Raw genomic sequence first — 19028 nt, 5'->3', positions numbered from 1 at the left:
TCAGGTAACGGGGTTCTTTATTATTTTGGATCGGATTTCGTGACTTCAATCTGAAATTGATCGGAATATGATTTGAGGTTGCCTGCTAGGCTGGCAAGCTGACCAGAGATATCCGACAGTTCGCTCGCGGATCGCTGCTGCTCCTCGGCACTGGCTGTGACTTCTTCCGCCATGGCCGAAGTTTCCTCTGTTGCAGAAGCGATATAGCTTAGGTGCTGTTCCACTTCCTGACGAATGGAATGCATATTCATTGTGCGGTTCTCCAAACGCTGAGCAAGCTCGTGCACTTCAGTCGATAATTGGCTAACCTGTCTGAACGCCTGAAGGCAATCAGCAATCTGTTTTTCCTGCTCTTTGACTGCTACCATATTCGCTTCAAAATGACTGCCCATCCGGTGGATTTCTTGAACAAATGAACTCAGAATCCCATCAATCTCCTGGATGGAACGTTCAGATTGCTGAGCGAGCTGTCCCATTTCACCAGCAACGACGGCAAAACCTTTACCTGCCTCACCAGCGCGGGCAGCCTCGATGGAAGCATTTAGCGATAAAATCTGGGTTTGTTTCAGGATATTATGAATTTGTCCACTAATGGAAGCAGCGAGCTCTGATTGAGTGGTTAAAGACTTGGAAATTTCCTGCTGATGCTCAACCCGCTTGGCATTCTCCCGCCCCTTTTCAAGCAGAACTTCATGTTCGCGTGTAACTTGCACTTGTACGGCAGATAGCTGCTCAGAAGTATGGGTGAACTGCTGCACGTATGAACCTACTTCATCCATAATCTTGCCGAGGTTCTCCGAATGCTGGACGGAGTGTTCTGTCTCTTCCGCCTGTTTCATGGAGCCTATGGCGATTTCCTCAATTGCTCTGGAGAGTTCTTTGGTCTGGCGCTGGTTTGTCTGAGCGGTTTCTGCAATATTTGCCGAGGACTGCTGCAGTGTATTCGACCCTTGCTGTATTCCCATCAGTATGTTCGTTAGTTGCGAAGCCATGACGTTAATCAGATCACTGATGTCACCGAGCTGATCGTTGGTCAGATGTTTGGATACCACTGTGAGATTCCCATCCGCGACCTGTTCAAGGCTTGATTTGATATCGCGCACTTGTCTGAGAATGCCTCTTACCACCAATAGCATCATGACAAGCGATAGAATCAATACAACCACAAAAATCGGAATAATGATCCGATACGCATTATTCACCGATTCAGCGGATACTTGATTCACTGCTGCAGCAGAAATATCAATGCCCAGATAGCTAATTACTTCACCTTGTGAATCCTTGATTGGAGTAAAGGAGGAGAGAAGCTGTCCCCAGGTTGGATCGTCCACAATGCCTGTAGTAACGACTTCACCGCTTAGCAAGCGTTCCTGAATCTGGGGATTGAATTCCATTGCCGTTCCGTAAGGGCTGTATTCCGTATCGTCCCAATCAGCTCCATCTACCGTGTAAATCCACCCGTCTGGCGTTTTGTTATACATATATACATAGAGGGCTCCCGATTGAAGCCGAACTTTAACGAGTTCGTCTCTAAGACTTTTGTATTCCTCGCTTTCCTCGGAAGCCGTAGAGGATAATGTCTTGATCAATTCCGATTCCTGGCCCAGCAGGGAGGCGGTGTTTACTGCTAGCTGCTGGTTCTTATGCTGTATGGTCATTACAGATGCATTTTCACTGGATTCGATGGTTGTCCACATGATGAGACCGCCCATGGCCAGCAAAGGCACCAGAATGATTAAATACAGTTTGAGTCTTAAATCCATCTTGATCTTGCGAGTCTGTCTCACGTTCTGTTCCCCCTTGGAAGTAGTTAAAACAACATGGTTACTCGTATAACCCCATACTATTTATCGTAAATTGAAAGGAAGAAATGAAGATTAGTCCTAGATTTATATTTACATATGTGAAGATGAGTTGCTTCGAAAACAGCGAAGACCCTGCTACAACCGGTTTAAACTGAATGATCTGAACCTCTGAGGTAAAACGGAGAATGGATGCTGGACACAACAAAAAAGACCTAATCCGGTTGGATAGGTCATAGCCGTGTTCATGGCATTTTTCAATTACTCAAATGCTGTACCAGCATATCAACGAATCGTTTGGCGAATTTCAGATCGCTTTGAATGGTAACGTGATCCACTTCTGAAGCCAGACTCATTTTCTGCAGCATACTCATCATGGATACAAAGATAAAATGGGCTGTGTTAAGGGGATCTGGATCAGGCTTCAACGTACCATCATTATATCCGGTCTCCAGAGCATCCAACAGGAAATGTTGTTCCTTTTTACGTTTGATAAACAAAGTGTATTGTTCCTTCAATTCTTGGACTGAATCATAGGCTTCATAATGCAGGTCGAATAATAATACGAATTTGATATAACCAAGATGAGTGGAGGCGAAATTCACCCAAGCTTCAAGCATGGAAGCAAGCATCTCTTGGCCGCTCATTCCAGGTGTAGCAGCATTGCTCACGTATCCGGTCATACTCTCCAGAATCTCCACTTGGACCGCTAGAATCAGTTCGTTCATGGATTGAAAGTGCTTGTAAAAGGTAACCCGGCTTATTCCGGCTTCGCTGCATATATCTTTGATATTCACATTAAGGAAGCTTTGCTTCATGCATAATTCTTTGGCTGCTGCAATCAGAGCTTCCCGGTTTTTGTTTTTAAAATTTTGGTGCCAGTTCTCAGTCATAGGAGATAACCTGTTCCTTCACATGGTTTTTTTGCATCGTCCGGACAAGGGCGAGCCCAAGGATAAGTGCACCAACACTATAAGGAATATGAATGTGTTTGTCAAACAGCAATCCAGTAAACATGGGTCCATTAATGTTCCCTTCGCTAGAATAGCCTCTATTAATCCTGCAGCATATCCCAGACGATCTCCGGCAAAATTGGTGATCGAAGTTTCATGAAATATGAATATATTTACATTTATTTTACATAAACATGCAAAAATCAACATATTCCTCTCGTATGCTATAGCTGGCTAATCTAGTAATTTTTAATGAAATAGTGCTAGATGCACATTAATGCCAAATGAGAGGAGAACATGATGATTAACCCATTGTACAAAAAGGTTCTGGCCATCCTGCTATCAACCGCACTGGTTATAGGATGGTTTGGGGGACTGGGCTCAGCACCAGTAGTTAAAGCAGCAGAGACGGTTGAACCTCAAGCAGACATCTTGCTTAGCAAAAATTCAACGTGGAAGTATTTTGATCAAGGTCAGGATTTAAAATCGGTATGGCAGGCTGTCTATGAAGACAATACATGGGCAGTAGACAATGCTCCTTTTGGTTACAAAGACAATGGTAGCGGTATAACAACGACATATTTCGGACCGCTTCAGACAGAAGTGGACTATGGTGGAAACGAAGATCTGAAACACCGGACTACATATTTTCGGACAACGCTGACAGTTAACCAGGAACAAATCCAAAACTATGGTCAAATTCTGGGTACTTTCGGCATTGACGACGGTGCTGTTCTGTATGTTAATGGCACGGAAGTTCGCAGATTCGGCATGCCTGATGGTGAGATTAACTATTCTACCAAAGCAACATCTTCGAAGGATCTGCCGGTTATGTATACCGATGTGGATCTGACCGAACCGCTTCAAACGCTCCTGCATGACGGGGAGAATATCATTGCTGTGGAGGTACATCAGCAAAGCGATGGAAGCTCGGATCTGTACTTTGATATGGAGCTGAGAGCGTTAGCTGACGCACCGGCAATCGATATTAGCAAAGTCACAGCGACGTTCCATGGTGACGCCAAATCAAGTAAAGGGTTTACTTGGTATACTCCGCTTGGTTCAGAAGAAAGCCATGTACAAGTGGTGCGGAAACAGGACAGAGCTCCTGATTTCAACGCAGCACAATCCTTCAGTGGTGAAGCAATCATCTCCAGAAATTCTCCGGGAGAAAGGGTTCATAAAGCAATAGCTACAGGACTTGATGCGAACACTTCATACTATTATCGCGTAGGTGACGAGAGGCTTGGCCTCTGGAGTGAAACTGGGGAGTTCAAAACAGCTCCGATTGACGGAGCATTTACCTTTGTTGACTTAACGGATACACAAGCGAAGGATGAGGAAGAGGCCCGTTTATCCGCGGAAACGCTGTCGAAGGCACTAGCAACCGTTCCGAATGCAGAGTTTGTCGTTCACAACGGTGATGTTGTTGAGAATGGGACCTCGGAACAAGAATGGAACTGGCTGCTTGGGTATTCTCAAGAGGATTTGATGAGAACGACAATTGTACCTTCTGCAGGCAATCATGAGAACAAAAACTATGCATTCTACGATCATTTTAATGTAAAACAGCCGGAGAATGCGGCGACGGTCACAGGTGCTTATTATTCCTATGATTATAGTAATGCACATTTTATCGTTCTGAACTCTAATGAAAATTCGACGGATTATGCGAACTTCTCAAACGAACAAGTGGAGTGGATGAAGCAGGATGTGGAGCAGGCCAAATCTGCTGGAGCTGAGTGGATCATCGTCAATATCCACAAAGGACCGTATACCACATCCAATCATGCGACCGACAGTGATATTATTGGTGATAACGGGGTTAGAAATAAAATTGCCCCGCTCATGAATGAGCTTGGCATCGATCTTGTTCTTCAAGGACATGATCACATCTATGCTCGGACCAAACCAATCAAGCAGGATGGAACAGCTGAAGAAGTTTCCACTATAGAAGAAACATTTCAAGGACAAAGCATTAAATACACCGTTAACCCGGATGGAACTATTTACATGATTCCAGGTACGGCAGGGGCCAAAGTATACTTCAAAAATACGAAACCTCAACTGGGCGATGCATACTTTAGCCTGTTTGAACGAGCAGAAGAGAATCATGCCCGTGTGTACGGAGATACAACGAGTGCAGCAAGAGGTCAGGTGCAGAATTTTACCTCATTGACAGTTGATGGCGGCAAGCTTACAGCGATCGTTTATGAAATCGATCAGAATCGATTTAATGCTGAACCTTTTGTCGTAGATACATTTGGAATTACCAAGGACACACAATCCAATGATGAGCAAGTGAGCAAGGTTACGGTTACGTTTAATGGAGATCCAACCACTAGCAAAGGATTTGCCTGGTACACATCCGAACAAGTCACAGGAAGTGACCTTCAGGTCGTAGAAAAAACAGCAAATATCGCTGACTTCTCCAGTGCAATCTCTTATGAAGGACGTTCCGGCCGCTCCGTGAATTCGCCTGCTGAACTTGTACACAAAGCGGAAGCAACGAATCTGAAGCCAGATACGCTTTATTCCTTCAGAGTGGGCGAAGCTTCCAGCAATACGTGGAGCAAGACGGGCACGTTCCGTACAGCGCCGAAGACAGGGGCCTTTACATTTATCGACCTGGCCGATACGCAGGCGAAGGAAGAGGATGAAGCGATCCTTTCCTCCGAGACACTGGACAAGGCACTTGCAACCATTCCGAATGCACAATTCGTGGTGCACAATGGAGATATTGTTGATAAAGGTGTCAAAGAAGAGCAATGGAACTGGCTTCTCGGACATTCTCAATCAAGTCTTCTGAATACAACCATCGTTCCATCGGCGGGGAATCATGAAGATGAAAATTTCGCTTTTATCGATCATTTCAACCTGGATGTACCGGAGAACTCGGCGACAGAGACAGGGGCTTATTATTCGTACGATTATAGTAATGCACACTTCGTGGTGCTGAATTCGAATGAGGATTCAGAAGAGTATAACAATTTCTCAGCAGAACAGGTACAGTGGCTGCAGGACGATGTAAAAGAAGCTCGCAAAAACGGAGCTGATTGGATCATCGTCAATATTCATAAGGGTCCTTATACAACGTCCAATCATGCGACAGATTCGGATATTATCGGACCAAACGGAGTACGTAACAAAATTGCTCCGCTGATGGCAGAACTGGATATCGACTTTGTGTTACAGGGGCATGATCATATTTACGCCCGCACCAAACCGATTGATAAGACAGGAAAGGCAAAAGATGCTGTCAAGATTAAGGAAACATTGAATGGTAACAAGATTGAATACGCCGTGAACCCGGATGGTACCATTTATCTGATTCCAGCAACAGCTGGACCGAAAGTATACTACAAAAATCAAGATCCTGTTCTTGGGAATGCGTATTACAGCTTGTTTGAGTTGGCAGAAGAAAATCATGCTGCAAAGTATGGACCAGATCCAAAGGACGATCGTCGTCCGAAACGCGGGCAGGTTCAAAACTTTGTGGGCATCACCATCGATGGGAACAAGCTTACAGCGGTAACGTACGAGATTGATCAGAATATAAATGATGCAAAACCGTTTATTATTGATCAATTTGGAATGATCAAGAAGTCGAATACAGAAACGCCGAATCCAGGACCGGGTACATCTAATCCTGGCTCAGGTGGCAGTTCTGGAAACAGTGGCGGGTCTGGAAGCACTCCCCCAACACCTGGAACAGATTCTGAGACGACGCAGCCAGGAACAGAGCAGGGAAGCAAGCCGGACACCAGTAATCCTAGTCAACCTGGCACTGGAACTGTTGGCGGCAGCAATGGAAATCCGCCACAGCTGAAAGATACGGAAGGACACTGGGCGAAGTCGCTCATCGATCAAGCTTTGACTGCAGGATTTGTACAAGGATATGGCGATGGAACCTTCCGTCCGGATCAAAAAGTAACCCGAGCGGAGTTCATTACCATGTTGGGCAGAGCCATGAAAATGAATACAAGCAGCACGGCAACTACGTATACCGATGCAAAACAAATTCCAGTCTGGTCTGCTCCATACATTGTGGAAGCAGCTTCAACAGGCATTATCAGTGGGTACACGGATGGCTCATTTAAGCCGAATAAACCACTGAACCGCGCTGAAATGGTAACCATGATTGCTCGTGCAAGCAGCACACCGGAAGGCTCCACGGCTTCGCTTTCTTTTGAAGACCGGGATCAGATTCCTGCATGGGCAGTGCCGTACGTGGCTTCGATGGTTGAGGCCGGTTTGATTGATGGTGTAGGCGGTAATCGATTTGCACCATTGCAAACAGCAACGCGGGCTGAATCGGTCAAATTAATCTTGAGTCTTCTGGACGAAAACTAAATATTCGTTGATAGTCAGCCTGACCCTGTACGGTTATTTACCCGGGGTCAGGTTTTCTTGTGTAACAGAACGATCCTTCTATTTAAATTTCACAGATAGGTAATCCATTCTCTGATACAATGATAGACAAGTGCGGTTAACCCATAATTAGGAGTTGAAATCATGTTACCCATTATTAACTTGCAAGGAGTCTGGAGAATGCAGCTTGACGAGAACAAGCTGGGAATTCATTCTCCGTATGACGACACGATTACCATGCCAAATACAACGTCCCATGCCAGAAAGGGAAAGAGAAACGAGCTGGCTGAGGTTGGGGCGCTCACGGACGAATACGCTTTCGAGGGATGGCTCTGGCTGGAGCGGGAGTTCGAGGTTCCGGAGGAATTGGAAGGAAAGTATTGCTGTCTGCACTTGGAGCGTACACGGGTTACAACGGTCTGGATAGATGATATTCCACTAGGTACACGAAACAGTCTCAATACGCCCCATGAGTATGTTCTGAATGACGGGCTCTCTGCAGGTACACATACCGTTAGGATCAAGGTGGACAACACGAGCTACCCAACCAAAGGCGGGCATATGACCTCCAAGGATACACAGACCAACTGGAACGGCATTACGGGGAAACTGGAATTGAAATTCAGCAATGAAGCACGTATGAGTGATGTGCAAATTTACACTGATGCGATGCATAAATCGATAACGCTTTCGGTAAAATTGGATGGAGTGCTACAGAACACCCAAATTGCAGTGTCTGCCAAAAGTTTCGCCATTGATGAACGAACTTCCGGCCCAGAAGAAGCGGCATATGAAGTTGCCGAGTGGATGTACCCTGTTGATCATAACGAGATGAGTATCTCTTATCCGCTCGGGGATAAAGCGCTCTTATGGAGTGACGATGCACCTCATTTATATAAGATTGCCGTCACGTTGCGCGAAGAGAATGGGAGAATCATTGATGATCGTGACATCGTAATTGGACTGCGGGATTTCAAGGCGAGTGGAGACAAGTTTACAATCAATAATCGGCCAACCTTTCTGCGCGGCAAGCATGATGGGTTGATCTTCCCGTTAACGGGCTATGCACCAACGGACGTAAACGAGTGGGTGAGAATCCTCGGCATATCGAAATCCTACGGTATTAATCATTATCGTTTCCATACCTGCTGTCCACCTGAAGCAGCATTTGTTGCAGCCGATCTGCTGGGAATCTACATGGAACCCGAGCTGCCATTTTGGGGAACGATTACGGAAGAGAGCGATGCGAACCATAACCAGGCAGAACAGGATTATTTGATTGAGGAAGGCTTCGCCATTCTGCGCAGCTTCGGGAATCATCCTTCATTTGTCATGATGTCACTGGGGAATGAGTTGTGGGGGAGCAAGGAAAAGCTAAGTGCTATTCTGAGAGACTATAAGGCATATGATCAGCGTCATCTATACACGCAAGGCTCCAACAATTTTCAGTTTACCCCGGTTATTCTGGAGGAAGAAGATTTCTTCAGTGGTGTGCGGTTCTCCCGCGACCGCTTGATCAGAGGTTCCTATGCCATGTGTGACGCTCCGCTGGGTCATGTTCAAACCGATCTGCCTGGTACAATGAAGGATTATGATGAGCACATCTACCCTCAGCAGCACTCTGGACTAGAGGATTCCCATTCGCAGGAACAGGAGATTCAAATCCAATACGGGACAGTCTCCAAAACCGTGAAAGCGGCTGCAACGGACAAGGAGCTTATTCCTCATCTTCCTGTAGTCTCTCACGAGATTGGACAGTATGCCATGTATCCGGATTTTGCGGAGATTGAAAAGTATACAGGCTCAATCAAAGCACATAACTTTGAAATCTTTCGAGAACGATTACAGGCCAAGGGCATGGGGCATCTCGCTGAATCATTCTTCCGTGCCTCAGGTCAATTGGCCGTAGACTGTTACAAGGAAGAGCTTGAGGCAGCTTTCCGATCCGAGCGACTTGCAGGCTTTCAACTGCTTGATTTGCAGGACTTTAGCGGACAAGGGACGGCCCTTGTCGGCATATTGGACGCATTTATGGACTCCAAAGGTTTAATTAGTGCGGAAGAATGGCGAACCTTCTGCTCGGATGCTGTCCTTTTGGCTCGCTTTGAGAAGTATAACTATGCTGCTCGTGAGACATTTAACGCTTCGGTAGAATTGAGTTACTATCGTCCGGTCCCTCTGAATGGTGAGACGTTGCGATGGGAATGTACTCAAGGAACCAACGTTATATCCGAAGGAGAACAGCTCATTACAGAGGATCACATGAAGCCCTACCAGAAGCTTGGGAACATCCTTGTAACTCTGCCGAGTGTAGAGAATATGACTCAGGTAACGTTAAAGTTGTCCATATCGAATACGGACATTTATAAATCCTATAACATTTGGGTCTACCCTGAGCAAGAGGATCGTCAGTTTGCTGACGCGCCTGTGTACAAGGAACTGACAGATGCAGCGCTGCAGAGGTTGGAAGAGGGAGGCTCAGTTCTTCTGCTGGCTTCTCCCGGACAGGTTAGCAACGCTATTGAGGGCTTATATAGCACTGATTTCTGGTGTTATCCCATGTTCCGGTCCATCTCGGAAAGCATGAATAAACCTGTTCCGGTGGGTACGCTTGGTTTGCTAATTCAGAATGATCATCCGGCTCTTCAGCATTTCCCGAGCGAGATGCACTCCACTTACCCATGGTGGAATATTGTCACCCATTCAAGCTCCATCATTTTGGACGACCTTCCGGCTGATTTACAGCCGATTGTGCAAACGATCGATAACTTTGAGCGTAATCATAAGCTCGGACTGTTATTTGAGTGCAAAGTAGGCAGCGGCAAAGTGTTAGTTGGGGCGCTGGATTATGACCAGCTGCTTGGTCAGATCGAAGGGCGACAATTTATTCACAGTCTGCTGCAATATATGGAAAGTGATGATTTTCACCCGACGCACGAGATGACTGCTAATGCATTGAATCAGCGGTTGTTTAAATAAACGTCAAAATGTGATAGAGGCCGTCCTTAAAGGACGGTTTTTTATTTTTTTGTACATTGCTACATTTGATTGTAGAGACTCACCGGGGGTAAAATTGCATTTTTTTGATGACAAGCAAGTTTGCAGCGTATTCGACATAGAATCACCTATCCCAACAAATGAGGTGATGGTTTGTTTTTCAATATCAAAGAATTGCAGTATCATGCGAAACCGGATCGTCCGGATCCCGTATTTGCGAGAAAACTTCAGGAAGTCCTTGGCGGACAGTTTGGTGAGATCACTGTTGCTATGCAGTATTTATTTCAGGGCTGGAACGTACGCGGGGATGGAAAATATAAAGATTTACTTATGGACACGGGGACAGAAGAACTCGCCCATGTGGAGATGCTGGCTACAATGATTGCGCGTTTGTTGGATAATGCACCTCTGGCAACATTGGAGGAAGCCGCTAAAGATCCTGTCATCAACGCTATCCTCGGGGGGAGCAATCCTCAACATGCCATTGTGACTGGATTGGGAGCAGCACCAACAGATAGCAACGGTTATCCATGGAACGCCAAATATACAATTGCAAGCGGTAATCTGCTTGCTGACTTCAGACATAATCTGGCTGCGGAGTCTCAAGGGAGGTTGCAGGTTGCCAGACTGTATGGAATGACCAATGATCGCGGGGTCAGAGATATGCTATCCTGGTTACTTGCACGAGACACGATGCATCAAAATCAATGGATCGCAGCTATTCAGGAGCTGGAAGAAAAAGAGGGTGTTGTTGTTCCAACAACCTTCCCGAGAGAATTGGAAAAACAAGAGGTATCCTACGTGCTGTTTAATTTCTCGCGAGGAGACGCAAGTGCAACTGGACGTTGGGCTCATGGACCAAGCATGGATGGTCAAGGCGTGTTTCAATACGTGCAGCATCCTCAGCCGCTTGCAGCTGCGCCCAAATTGCCTCCTGCACCTCCATACATTTATAATACACCGGCGTATGCTCTCAGGAAGGAGAATGCGGAGAGCCTACCGCCCATGGTTTAGTTGTACAATTGAATGGTTCAGATGTATTCGGAATATTTACAGCGAGCAGGCATTCGATTCCCCCGAAGGCCTGCTCAGCGTTATCGTGTTTCTGCTTATAGCGAAATTGCTTTGTTGGCCATGGCTACATCGTTCGCCAGCAGCTTCGGAAGATCATAGGAAGGGTAGAATCCCTGTTCAAGCATAAAATAAAACACTTTGCCATGCAGGTTAATGGCGCCGTTTAATTGTTTTTGTAACGTTTCCCGTAGTTGGGGAGTGGCCGTTTCGGTAATTGCAATGGCATAGCTCCGAACGGACGTCTTGGCGAATCCGAGCAACTGGCCCGCGTAGAACGCGGTCATGTCCTGATCATTTCCGCTGTTTCTGTTTCCTTGGGGGGCTAGAGGGAAGTATTGCAAGAGCTCCTTCAGGTTCTGTTCGATGCTCATGATGGCCTCCTTGTACAAGGCTTGCAAGGTAGGGTTCTTCACATCGTTAACTACCATTTTAAAATGTGTTAATTGGTTGCTCTGAAATGCAGTTAATTCATGGAGCTCGAGTGTCTCGTGCCATGCTAGATGCTGTTGCCGGTTAGCTTCATAAGTATACAACTAAAATCCCTCCTAAACGGTATGCATTAGCCTATGCACGACATTAGCAAGGGTTACTGATCCGTTGAAATACATAAAAAATGTAAAAAAGCCTTCTGCATATCCTTGGTCCATAAAATCAATAATAAACTTCGGACTGCGCCAAAAAGCAGACAAATATGAGGAGGTTACACGATATGCAATTGCAAAATCATCAAAACATTGAAACAGGTACGATCCCACCACAACTCAACCATGGCGGACATGAGATGTTTGATGTCCATGAGGTGCTTGCTGGAGCCATTAATACGTTAAATACCTATACGATGCTGAGTCAGCATGTCCAAGATCCGGAACTGCGTGATATTTTGCTGCGTCAAAAACAATTTATGTCCGAAGAGTACAACATTACGCTGGAATGCTTCAGAACTGGACAAGATCCATCCAAACCGACGCAAAGCTATAAAATGTCACAAGACAACGACTTCACATATGGCATGAAACCAAGCCAACCGAAGAAGCCAATGCTCTCGGCAACTGAAATTTGTGACCAAAGCATCTCTCTGAGCATGTTGAATGCAGTGAAATCGGGAGCAGTAATGAAAACAACGGCTGCGCTTGAATCGACAAACCCAGTGGTGCGTCGTGTACTGGCAGATTCACTGCCAAACTGTATCGAGATGGCATATGAGATTTCCAGTTATCAAAACAAGAATGGATTCTATCAGGTGCCACAGCTCCCGCAGCAGGATATGCAGCAAATGCTGAACGGGTACGCGCCATCCATGATTGCATCCCAAACAGGTGGAAACTTGCCACACTAATCTTTAACGTGTAAAACCGGACCCCATAGAGGACATGAATATGTCTACTATGGGGTTTGTCATGCGCTTTGTTCATATATATAAATGTTGGATATTAACTTAAGCAGTTTTTGCTCCGAATTGACCAATAAAAAAAGAACACCGGGCTGAACGCCAGATGTTCCATTATAGGTATAGATCTTAAAATTACAAAAAGATAAGCAATAAGGTTCCGGCAATAAAACAGTAGTAGGAGAAATATTTCAAGTTGCCTTTAGCCATAATGCCCATGAACCATCTCATTGAGAAATACGTGACTACGAGTGTCGTTATGAAGGCAATCAGATAAGGAATGGCAAGCTCTGACCGATTGGGATCGTTTGCGATGTCGGATGCTCCCATGACCAGACCACCCAAGCTAATTGGGATATAGAGCATAAAGGAAAACCTGAGCGCGGTTTCCTGTTTCATACCGACCGCAATGGAAGCTATTACGGTAGCTCCGGAACGGCTGATCCCTGGAATCAGGGCTACAGCTTGAGCCAGTCCAACGAGAATCGCATCTTTGGTAGACAGATCTCCATCACGTTTACGGCCGCGCAGATTGCGAATGAGCCACAAAGCAACTCCGGTAACTAAAAGAGCAATGGAGACGGTATGTACGGAGGCAAAAACTTCTTCAATTCGATCCTTCAACAGTACTGCAGCGAGCGCGGCAGGAATCGTCCCGATAATAATGTATAACACAAACATAAATTCTGCCCTGTATTGCTGGTCACGTGTACGAAGGTATTGAACTGCGCCAACAATCAGCTTTTTGATATCTTCACGAAAGATAAAAACAATAGCTATTAGTGAAGCTGTGTTGGTTAGAATTTCAAACGATAATCCGTTTTGTTTCATGCCCATCAGCCGCTGTGCAATGATTAGATGTCCGCTTGAAGAAACGGGAATTGGCTCCGTTGCTCCTTGAACTACACCCAAGAACATATACTTCAACCACAAAATAATATCTTCCATCTTCTCCTCCTTGACGTTATTTCCTGAAAATATACATAGGTTTTCATTCTATCATGATCATAGCTTGTTCTCTTGTTGGGTTGCAAGTTTTAATATCAAACCGTCATGATTCACTTGAAATAATTGGTTGATTTTAAGGGAGGTCAACGATTATACTAGACCATATCTTTTGAATTGAGGTGAAATGAATGTCTTACCGTATCGTTCGAATTAACTAGTTTTCGGGCCGGATTAAAACGCGTACCGGCTATCAAGGGGTTCGTATGCCCATTTGATCGCATGAAACTAGAAACTTTGAATGGTGCCCAGGCAATCATTTTGTTCGCAGGCCAGGACACATCAGATCTATGGAACCTACAATGACCTTCTCATAGAGAAGGTCTTGCACAGGTCCATGTCTGGAATCGTCCTGGCTTTTTTCTCATTTTAAAAGATAAAGGGGCAGGAAAACGGTGTTAAAACAATGTTTATTTCAATTAAAATGGTGGATTTTCCTATACGTTGCCTTAGGCTGGGGCATTCAACTATTCAGCAGTTTGGGGATTCTTTTCTTCCAGAAAATATTGGACACGGCTATAGAGGTTAATCAGATGGATGAGATGATCCATATGATCATGATCTACGGAGCACTTCTGGTGGGGACGATCATTCTGAACTACGTGGATGAGTATCCAAGTGTCTATCTCTCCAAGCGGTTAACCGAGCAATTGAAGATCATGGCACTGGCCAAAATAGCAAAAATCGATTATCAGGCTTATCAAAACGTGGGAACTGGACAAATGATCAAAATCATCGAAAATGGTGCAGAGGCAGGAAATGAGATCATTTATGGTTTTTACCTTAAAACATTGCATGAACTGCTGCCAACGATTTTGTTCAGTCTGCTGTTTATCAGCTTCTACGATCCACGGATTATGATTATTATTGCGGCTGGTTATGTCGTCGTTTTTGGAGTAACAAACCTGATCTTGAAATTTCTGTACCGAATGAAATCAACGATATTGAACGAACAGGAGTCCATCTCCAGATACTCTATACGCGGATTCATGGAACTGGTTGTATTTCGGACGAACAAACGATATGAGAAGGAAATGGCGAAACTCAGCGCATCAGCACGGTTAATGATTAACAAAAGCGCGCAGCTGCGGATGATTCATGAAGCTTTTTTTGCGATATTTGAGGTGTTTATCACCGTCATTAAGCTTGTCATCCTGTTCTTTGGGGTTAAGAGCGTTATTACAGGGGTCTCCTCCATTGGCGTTATTGTGGCATTGTTTCTTTTTATAGAAAAGATATACACACCTATCGCCATTTTCAACGTGCTGTTCGTGGATTATCGGCTGAATCAAGTGACCTATAAGCGCTTTGAATCGTTTATTCAAGCTCCGGAGGACCGCAACCTGGATCGTGGTCATGAAGTGATGGGGCTGAAGGGGAAGATGGAGTTTCGCGACGTCTCATTCGGTTATGGTGGGGATCGTATCTTACATGATATCTCGCTGATCATTCCCCGAGGTTCCTCCGTTGCACTGGTTGGCATGAGTGGGAGCGGAAAATCAACGTTGATCAAGCTGTTAACCGGCCTGTTAAAAAAGAACAGTGGCAAGCTGCTGTTGGATGGCGTGGATATCGACGAGCTGAAGCTGAATAGCTACTATGACCATATCTCATATTTGTCACAGGAGACGCCAATCTTCGATGCGACCATCCGGGACAATATTTGTTTTGATCAATCGGTTTCGGATGAAGCTATCTACGATTTGTTGGATAAAGTTCATCTGAAACATACCATTCTAAAATGGCCGGACGGATTAAACACGCTTGTTGGCGAGAGAGGGTTGAAGTTGTCCGGCGGGGAACGTCAGCGTCTTGCCTTCGCCCGAATCCTGTTACAGCGCAGAAACGTGTTGATTCTGGACGAACCGGTGTCGGCTCTGGACAATATTACGGAGAAAAGCATCATGGAAACGATTCTGAAAGAGTTCAGCGGCAAAACGGTCATTATCGTCGCACATCGATTGAACTTCATCCGGCAGGTTGATCAGATCGTGGTTATGGACCAAGGAAAAATTGTCGGTCACGGACCTTTCGACAAATTGATTCAGAACTGTGAACCATTCCGGAAACTGTGGCTAAGAAAGGACGCAGAGCAAGCTTTGCAGCCGATTGAATGATGGTGGTGGGTAGATCCATTTCTTATATAGCTTAGGTTCGGATTGTTCCAGAACAGATCAGAAGATAACAATAAAAAAGGATTTCCGTCATTGGACGGAAGTCCTCTTTTTAGTTTACTGCTTAATCCATATCTTAGAAATGTCCATAAAACCAAAGTCCGACGTCTGAAGGCCTGAAAGGCTCGAATTAAGCTGAGCCCTTTTGTTCACATGGGCCCCATGCAATATCCAGCAATTACGGCGTAATATATCCTCAGCTTCATTCAGCAGGCTTATCCGATCAGGTTCATCCAACTGTGCAAAAGGCTCCAGCTTATCATCCAATATGGACATCTGCTCAGGTGACATGCAGGCATTGAACTGATTGGACGACGTCTTGAAATAATGAATCATGCCGTATTGCCAATCCTGCTCCAGAATCTCCTCCGCCATGATCAAATCCGCAAACGATGTCTCTTGAGGCTGGAGGTTGTCGATGGAAGCAGCCACCTCAATGTGCAGTCCAATTGCTGCTGCACGTTGCTGTATCCAATGAGCAACACGCATATCCTTGTTAACGGTACAAGACAGAATCAAGGTTTCGCCCTGATAACCGCTGTCCAGCAATTCATGTGCATGATCAAGCGATGCTTCGGACCAGTGCTGCTGCGCACTTCTCCATGGGAGAAAGCTGCTAGCGGGTGTAATCAGATTCTCTCCCAGTTCAGCGACCAGAGCTGCAGAGTCATACACCATTCTCAGTGCTTGCCGAAAATGGGGATGATGGTGGATACCAGGCTTCTGGAAGTTAAACAGCAAATACTGACATCCGAGTGCAGGATAATCAATATCTTTCGTTGCTTCATCATTTGAAGGTTTATTCAAGCGTTCGCTTCCTTGCAATTCGTAATGTCGGTATTGGCTGCCCAAATCCGGTACAAACCAGATATATACCTGATCAAGGAGGGGACGAAGTCCATAATAGCTGTCAAATGCACGAAGTACGAGCACATCATTATTTAGTTCACTAATCTGGAATGGACCTGTACCGATCAGTTGATTGGAACTGTCAACATCATAGGGGAGAATGGTCATGGGAATGCAGCTGAACAGGTGCAGAAAAAAACGATTGGGCCGATGAAGATAAAAACGAATGCAGTAATCACCCTCTAATTCAGTGTGCGCGATATCCCGGTACAACCATAGCGAAGGACTTTGGACCTCGTGCAGACGCTGCCACGTTGACTGCACATCTGCTGAAGTCATGATGCGTCCGTGATGAAACCGGACACCCTTACGCAGATAAAAGACCCACATCTTATGGTCCTCACTGCATTCCCACGAATGTGCAAGACTTGGCTGAAATGTTCCTGACTGAGCATCGAAGGTAAGTAATGTATTGCAGATCTGACCAAGCAGATAAGTCTCAAATGCCGTGTAAACAGAAGCCGGATCCAGGTTCCCCAGACGGCGCGAACGCATCATTCGAAGTACATCCTGACCCGAGCTTGTTTCCATATGGCTGTGAAAACCCATCTGCTGGTTCAACAAACGCAGCAATTTCTGCCTGACCACGCCATTCAGGTCCCAAGATTCCAGCGAACCGATGAGTTCGACAGCTTCCTTCATTTTGCCATTGCTTATTAAGCCAAGAAAGTGATCTTCCATTACTTCGTCCATACTCTTTAGAAGTGTCAATTTGGAATGATGTCCCCTGCCGATTCCCGGCTGCCAAACAATGAAACCAGCTGCTTCCAGCTTACGCAATATGAATTTGACATTCCGTGGAGTACAGAATAGCGCGATCGAGAGGTTTTCTATAGTTATCGCAGCAGGTTCATTCACATGAAGTGCAAGCTGCTCTGATGTGACAAGCCGAAGGTAGTGTGTGATGTATATATCCATAGGTCTGCTCCTTTAAAAAAGGTGAAATGAAAAATGAATTGCTTACACTTTTATTTCCCCCTTTGATCCTTACAATTATAACTAATGAAAGTGACATGCGCAGTCCTTTTTTAATCACCCGGAATAGGAGATATACCTTATGAAGCATCTTCTCAGGCAAATACACCCTTTGGCGTGGACCATCATTATCGGTACCATGTTCGGACGTCTGGTGACATCCATGAGCATTCCGTTCTTATCCATCTATTTAACTCGCGTATTGGAGGCTTTACCGACAGAAACAGGCCTAACCGTTGCAGTAAGCTCGCTGGCTGGCGTACTCATTAGCTTCTACGGAGGATACATCTCGGATCGGATTGGTCGTCCAATTGTCATGCTGGTCTCGGTGTTTAGCTGGGCAGGCGTTTTTTTTATCTTTTCATCGGCGCAGCATTTATGGGTATTTTTCATTGCCAACACACTAAATGGCTTATGCCGCGCTTTTTTTGAGCCGACCTCACGCGCGTTATTGTCGGATATTACTCCTTCACAGCACAAGCTGCTCGTTTTTAATCTGCGCTATGCCGCGATTAATCTTGGTGTTGTTTTTGGTCCAATTATCGGACTTTACCTTGGATCGGCTGAATCGACGTTTCCGTTTATCATAGCAGGCATGGTATATGAGATGTACGGCATGGTCTTGTTGTTTCAGTTTAGCGTTAGGTATACCGATCTCCCTAAGCCAGTCAACACGCTTGCACCAAGCCTGAGGGCTGCTCTGAGTACAACCACCAGAGACCGGGTATTCCTGATGGTCCTCATTGGAACAACGTTCTGCGAACTGGGTTTTGGACATTTCGGTTCAACATTAGCTCAGTATCTGACCCTGAATCCGAATGTAGAGGACGGAAGCCGAATTTTCTCCTACATGTTCTCTCTTAACGCCATGACCGTGCTCCTCGTCCAATACCCGATTGTTCGGACAGCCAGGCATTATTCGCCAATTGCCTCTCTTATTCTTGGTAATATTCTTATTGCTGGAAGCTTGCTGATGTTCGGTTGGGCGGACGGTCTGGTGCTTTTATTCATTAGTGTCATTCTGTTTACCATTGGAGAAGTGCTGCTGTTTACCATGATGGACTTGTTCATTGACCGGATTGCTAAACCGGAGAACAAAGGGATCTATTTTGGAACCATTGGCTTTAATCATTTGGGCAGTGTGATAGCACCTGTATTTGGAGGAGTGCTTCTTGGCCATTTTGGCGCAGCGAATGGGGGTTCCGTCTTTGTTCCGCTGGCACTCGCAACTGCATGCGGACTTCCTTTTCTATGGAAGGCACGGCAGCATCAATTATCGAGAGAACGTAAAGAAAAAATGTTTCAAGCGAGTGCTTAATAAGGTAATGGAAGGTGCGGCTGTTGACAGTTATAAGTACATGGTTGAGACAAAACATTTTTG

General features: G+C 45.5%; 12 protein-coding genes. 6 read left to right on the top strand and 6 right to left on the bottom strand.

Annotated elements, in window-relative coordinates; genetic code table 11:
• Positions 1-20: 20 nt before the first annotated feature.
• The 3 genes from AC3WQ3_RS23300 to AC3WQ3_RS23290 form a co-directional block, all read right to left on the bottom strand.
• Positions 21-1787, bottom strand: coding sequence for a methyl-accepting chemotaxis protein (locus AC3WQ3_RS23300; protein WP_492473736.1), 1767 nt, complete (start codon positions 1785-1787; stop codon positions 21-23).
• A 272-nt stretch (positions 1788-2059) separates the two neighbouring features.
• Positions 2060-2695: a TetR/AcrR family transcriptional regulator gene (locus tag AC3WQ3_RS23295; protein ID WP_492473735.1), complete on the bottom strand. Its 636-nt coding sequence runs from the start codon at positions 2693-2695 to the stop codon at positions 2060-2062.
• Positions 2688-2819, bottom strand: a complete 132-nt coding sequence (locus AC3WQ3_RS23290) for a hypothetical protein (RefSeq protein ID WP_492473734.1) — start codon at positions 2817-2819, stop codon at positions 2688-2690. Before AC3WQ3_RS23290 ends, AC3WQ3_RS23295 begins: the two co-directional genes overlap by 8 nt.
• Before the next feature lie 236 nt (positions 2820-3055).
• Between AC3WQ3_RS23290 and AC3WQ3_RS23285 the strand changes: the two genes are divergently transcribed.
• The 3 genes from AC3WQ3_RS23285 to AC3WQ3_RS23275 all read left to right on the top strand — a co-directional run bounded on the left by AC3WQ3_RS23285 (position 3056) and on the right by AC3WQ3_RS23275 (position 11137).
• A complete protein-coding gene (locus AC3WQ3_RS23285; protein WP_492473733.1) occupies positions 3056-7108 on the top strand; it encodes an S-layer homology domain-containing protein in 4053 nt (1350 codons plus the stop codon).
• Positions 7109-7270: 162 nt separating this feature from the next.
• Positions 7271-10105: a DUF8487 domain-containing protein gene (locus AC3WQ3_RS23280; protein ID WP_492473732.1), complete on the top strand. Its 2835-nt coding sequence runs from the start codon at positions 7271-7273 to the stop codon at positions 10103-10105.
• A gap of 171 nt (positions 10106-10276) precedes the next feature.
• Positions 10277-11137: a manganese catalase gene (locus AC3WQ3_RS23275; RefSeq protein ID WP_336779969.1), complete on the top strand. Its 861-nt coding sequence runs from the start codon at positions 10277-10279 to the stop codon at positions 11135-11137.
• Positions 11138-11232: 95 nt separating this feature from the next.
• Here the strand turns inward: AC3WQ3_RS23275 and AC3WQ3_RS23270 are convergent, their stop codons facing one another.
• Positions 11233-11730: a spore coat protein gene (locus AC3WQ3_RS23270; protein ID WP_336779970.1), complete on the bottom strand. Its 498-nt coding sequence runs from the start codon at positions 11728-11730 to the stop codon at positions 11233-11235.
• A gap of 176 nt (positions 11731-11906) precedes the next feature.
• Between AC3WQ3_RS23270 and AC3WQ3_RS23265 the strand changes: the two genes are divergently transcribed.
• Positions 11907-12533 carry a spore coat protein gene (locus AC3WQ3_RS23265; RefSeq protein ID WP_492473731.1) on the top strand — a complete coding sequence of 209 codons (627 nt, stop codon included), beginning with the start codon at positions 11907-11909 and terminating at the stop codon, positions 12531-12533.
• A gap of 186 nt (positions 12534-12719) precedes the next feature.
• On the opposite strand, the gene AC3WQ3_RS23260 is transcribed toward AC3WQ3_RS23265, so the two are convergent.
• On the bottom strand, positions 12720-13532 hold the full coding sequence (locus tag AC3WQ3_RS23260) for an undecaprenyl-diphosphate phosphatase (RefSeq protein WP_492473730.1): 813 nt from the start codon (positions 13530-13532) through the stop codon (positions 12720-12722).
• Between the two features lie 452 nt (positions 13533-13984).
• Here AC3WQ3_RS23260 and AC3WQ3_RS23255 point away from each other — a divergent pair, with 452 nt between their 5' ends.
• Positions 13985-15706: an ABC transporter ATP-binding protein gene (locus tag AC3WQ3_RS23255; protein WP_492473728.1), complete on the top strand. Its 1722-nt coding sequence runs from the start codon at positions 13985-13987 to the stop codon at positions 15704-15706.
• A gap of 114 nt (positions 15707-15820) precedes the next feature.
• On the opposite strand, the gene AC3WQ3_RS23250 is transcribed toward AC3WQ3_RS23255, so the two are convergent.
• Positions 15821-17590 (bottom strand): ABC transporter substrate-binding protein, encoded by a 1770-nt coding sequence (locus AC3WQ3_RS23250; protein ID WP_492473727.1) that lies wholly within the window; start codon positions 17588-17590, stop codon positions 15821-15823.
• A 139-nt stretch (positions 17591-17729) separates the two neighbouring features.
• Between AC3WQ3_RS23250 and AC3WQ3_RS23245 the strand changes: the two genes are divergently transcribed.
• Positions 17730-18965 carry an MDR family MFS transporter gene (locus AC3WQ3_RS23245; protein ID WP_492473726.1) on the top strand — a complete coding sequence of 412 codons (1236 nt, stop codon included), beginning with the start codon at positions 17730-17732 and terminating at the stop codon, positions 18963-18965.
• Positions 18966-19028: the final 63 nt, after the last annotated feature.

The sequence above is a fragment of the Paenibacillus sp. FW104-T2 genome, from assembly GCF_058789975.1.
Note: the sequence above shows the minus strand (reverse complement) of the source record. Positions and strands in the feature narration are given on the sequence as shown.

Coding starts and splice junctions, on each gene's coding strand:
- AC3WQ3_RS23295 (WP_492473735.1), bottom strand. CDS start 2,695: ATGACTGAGAACTGGCACCAAAATTTTAAAAACAAAAACCGGGAAGCT.
- AC3WQ3_RS23290 (WP_492473734.1), bottom strand. CDS start 2,819: ATGTTTACTGGATTGCTGTTTGACAAACACATTCATATTCCTTATAGT.
- AC3WQ3_RS23285 (WP_492473733.1), top strand. CDS start 3,056: ATGATTAACCCATTGTACAAAAAGGTTCTGGCCATCCTGCTATCAACC.
- AC3WQ3_RS23280 (WP_492473732.1), top strand. CDS start 7,271: ATGTTACCCATTATTAACTTGCAAGGAGTCTGGAGAATGCAGCTTGAC.
- AC3WQ3_RS23265 (WP_492473731.1), top strand. CDS start 11,907: ATGCAATTGCAAAATCATCAAAACATTGAAACAGGTACGATCCCACCA.
- AC3WQ3_RS23260 (WP_492473730.1), bottom strand. CDS start 13,532: ATGGAAGATATTATTTTGTGGTTGAAGTATATGTTCTTGGGTGTAGTT.
- AC3WQ3_RS23250 (WP_492473727.1), bottom strand. CDS start 17,590: ATGGATATATACATCACACACTACCTTCGGCTTGTCACATCAGAGCAG.
- AC3WQ3_RS23245 (WP_492473726.1), top strand. CDS start 17,730: ATGAAGCATCTTCTCAGGCAAATACACCCTTTGGCGTGGACCATCATT.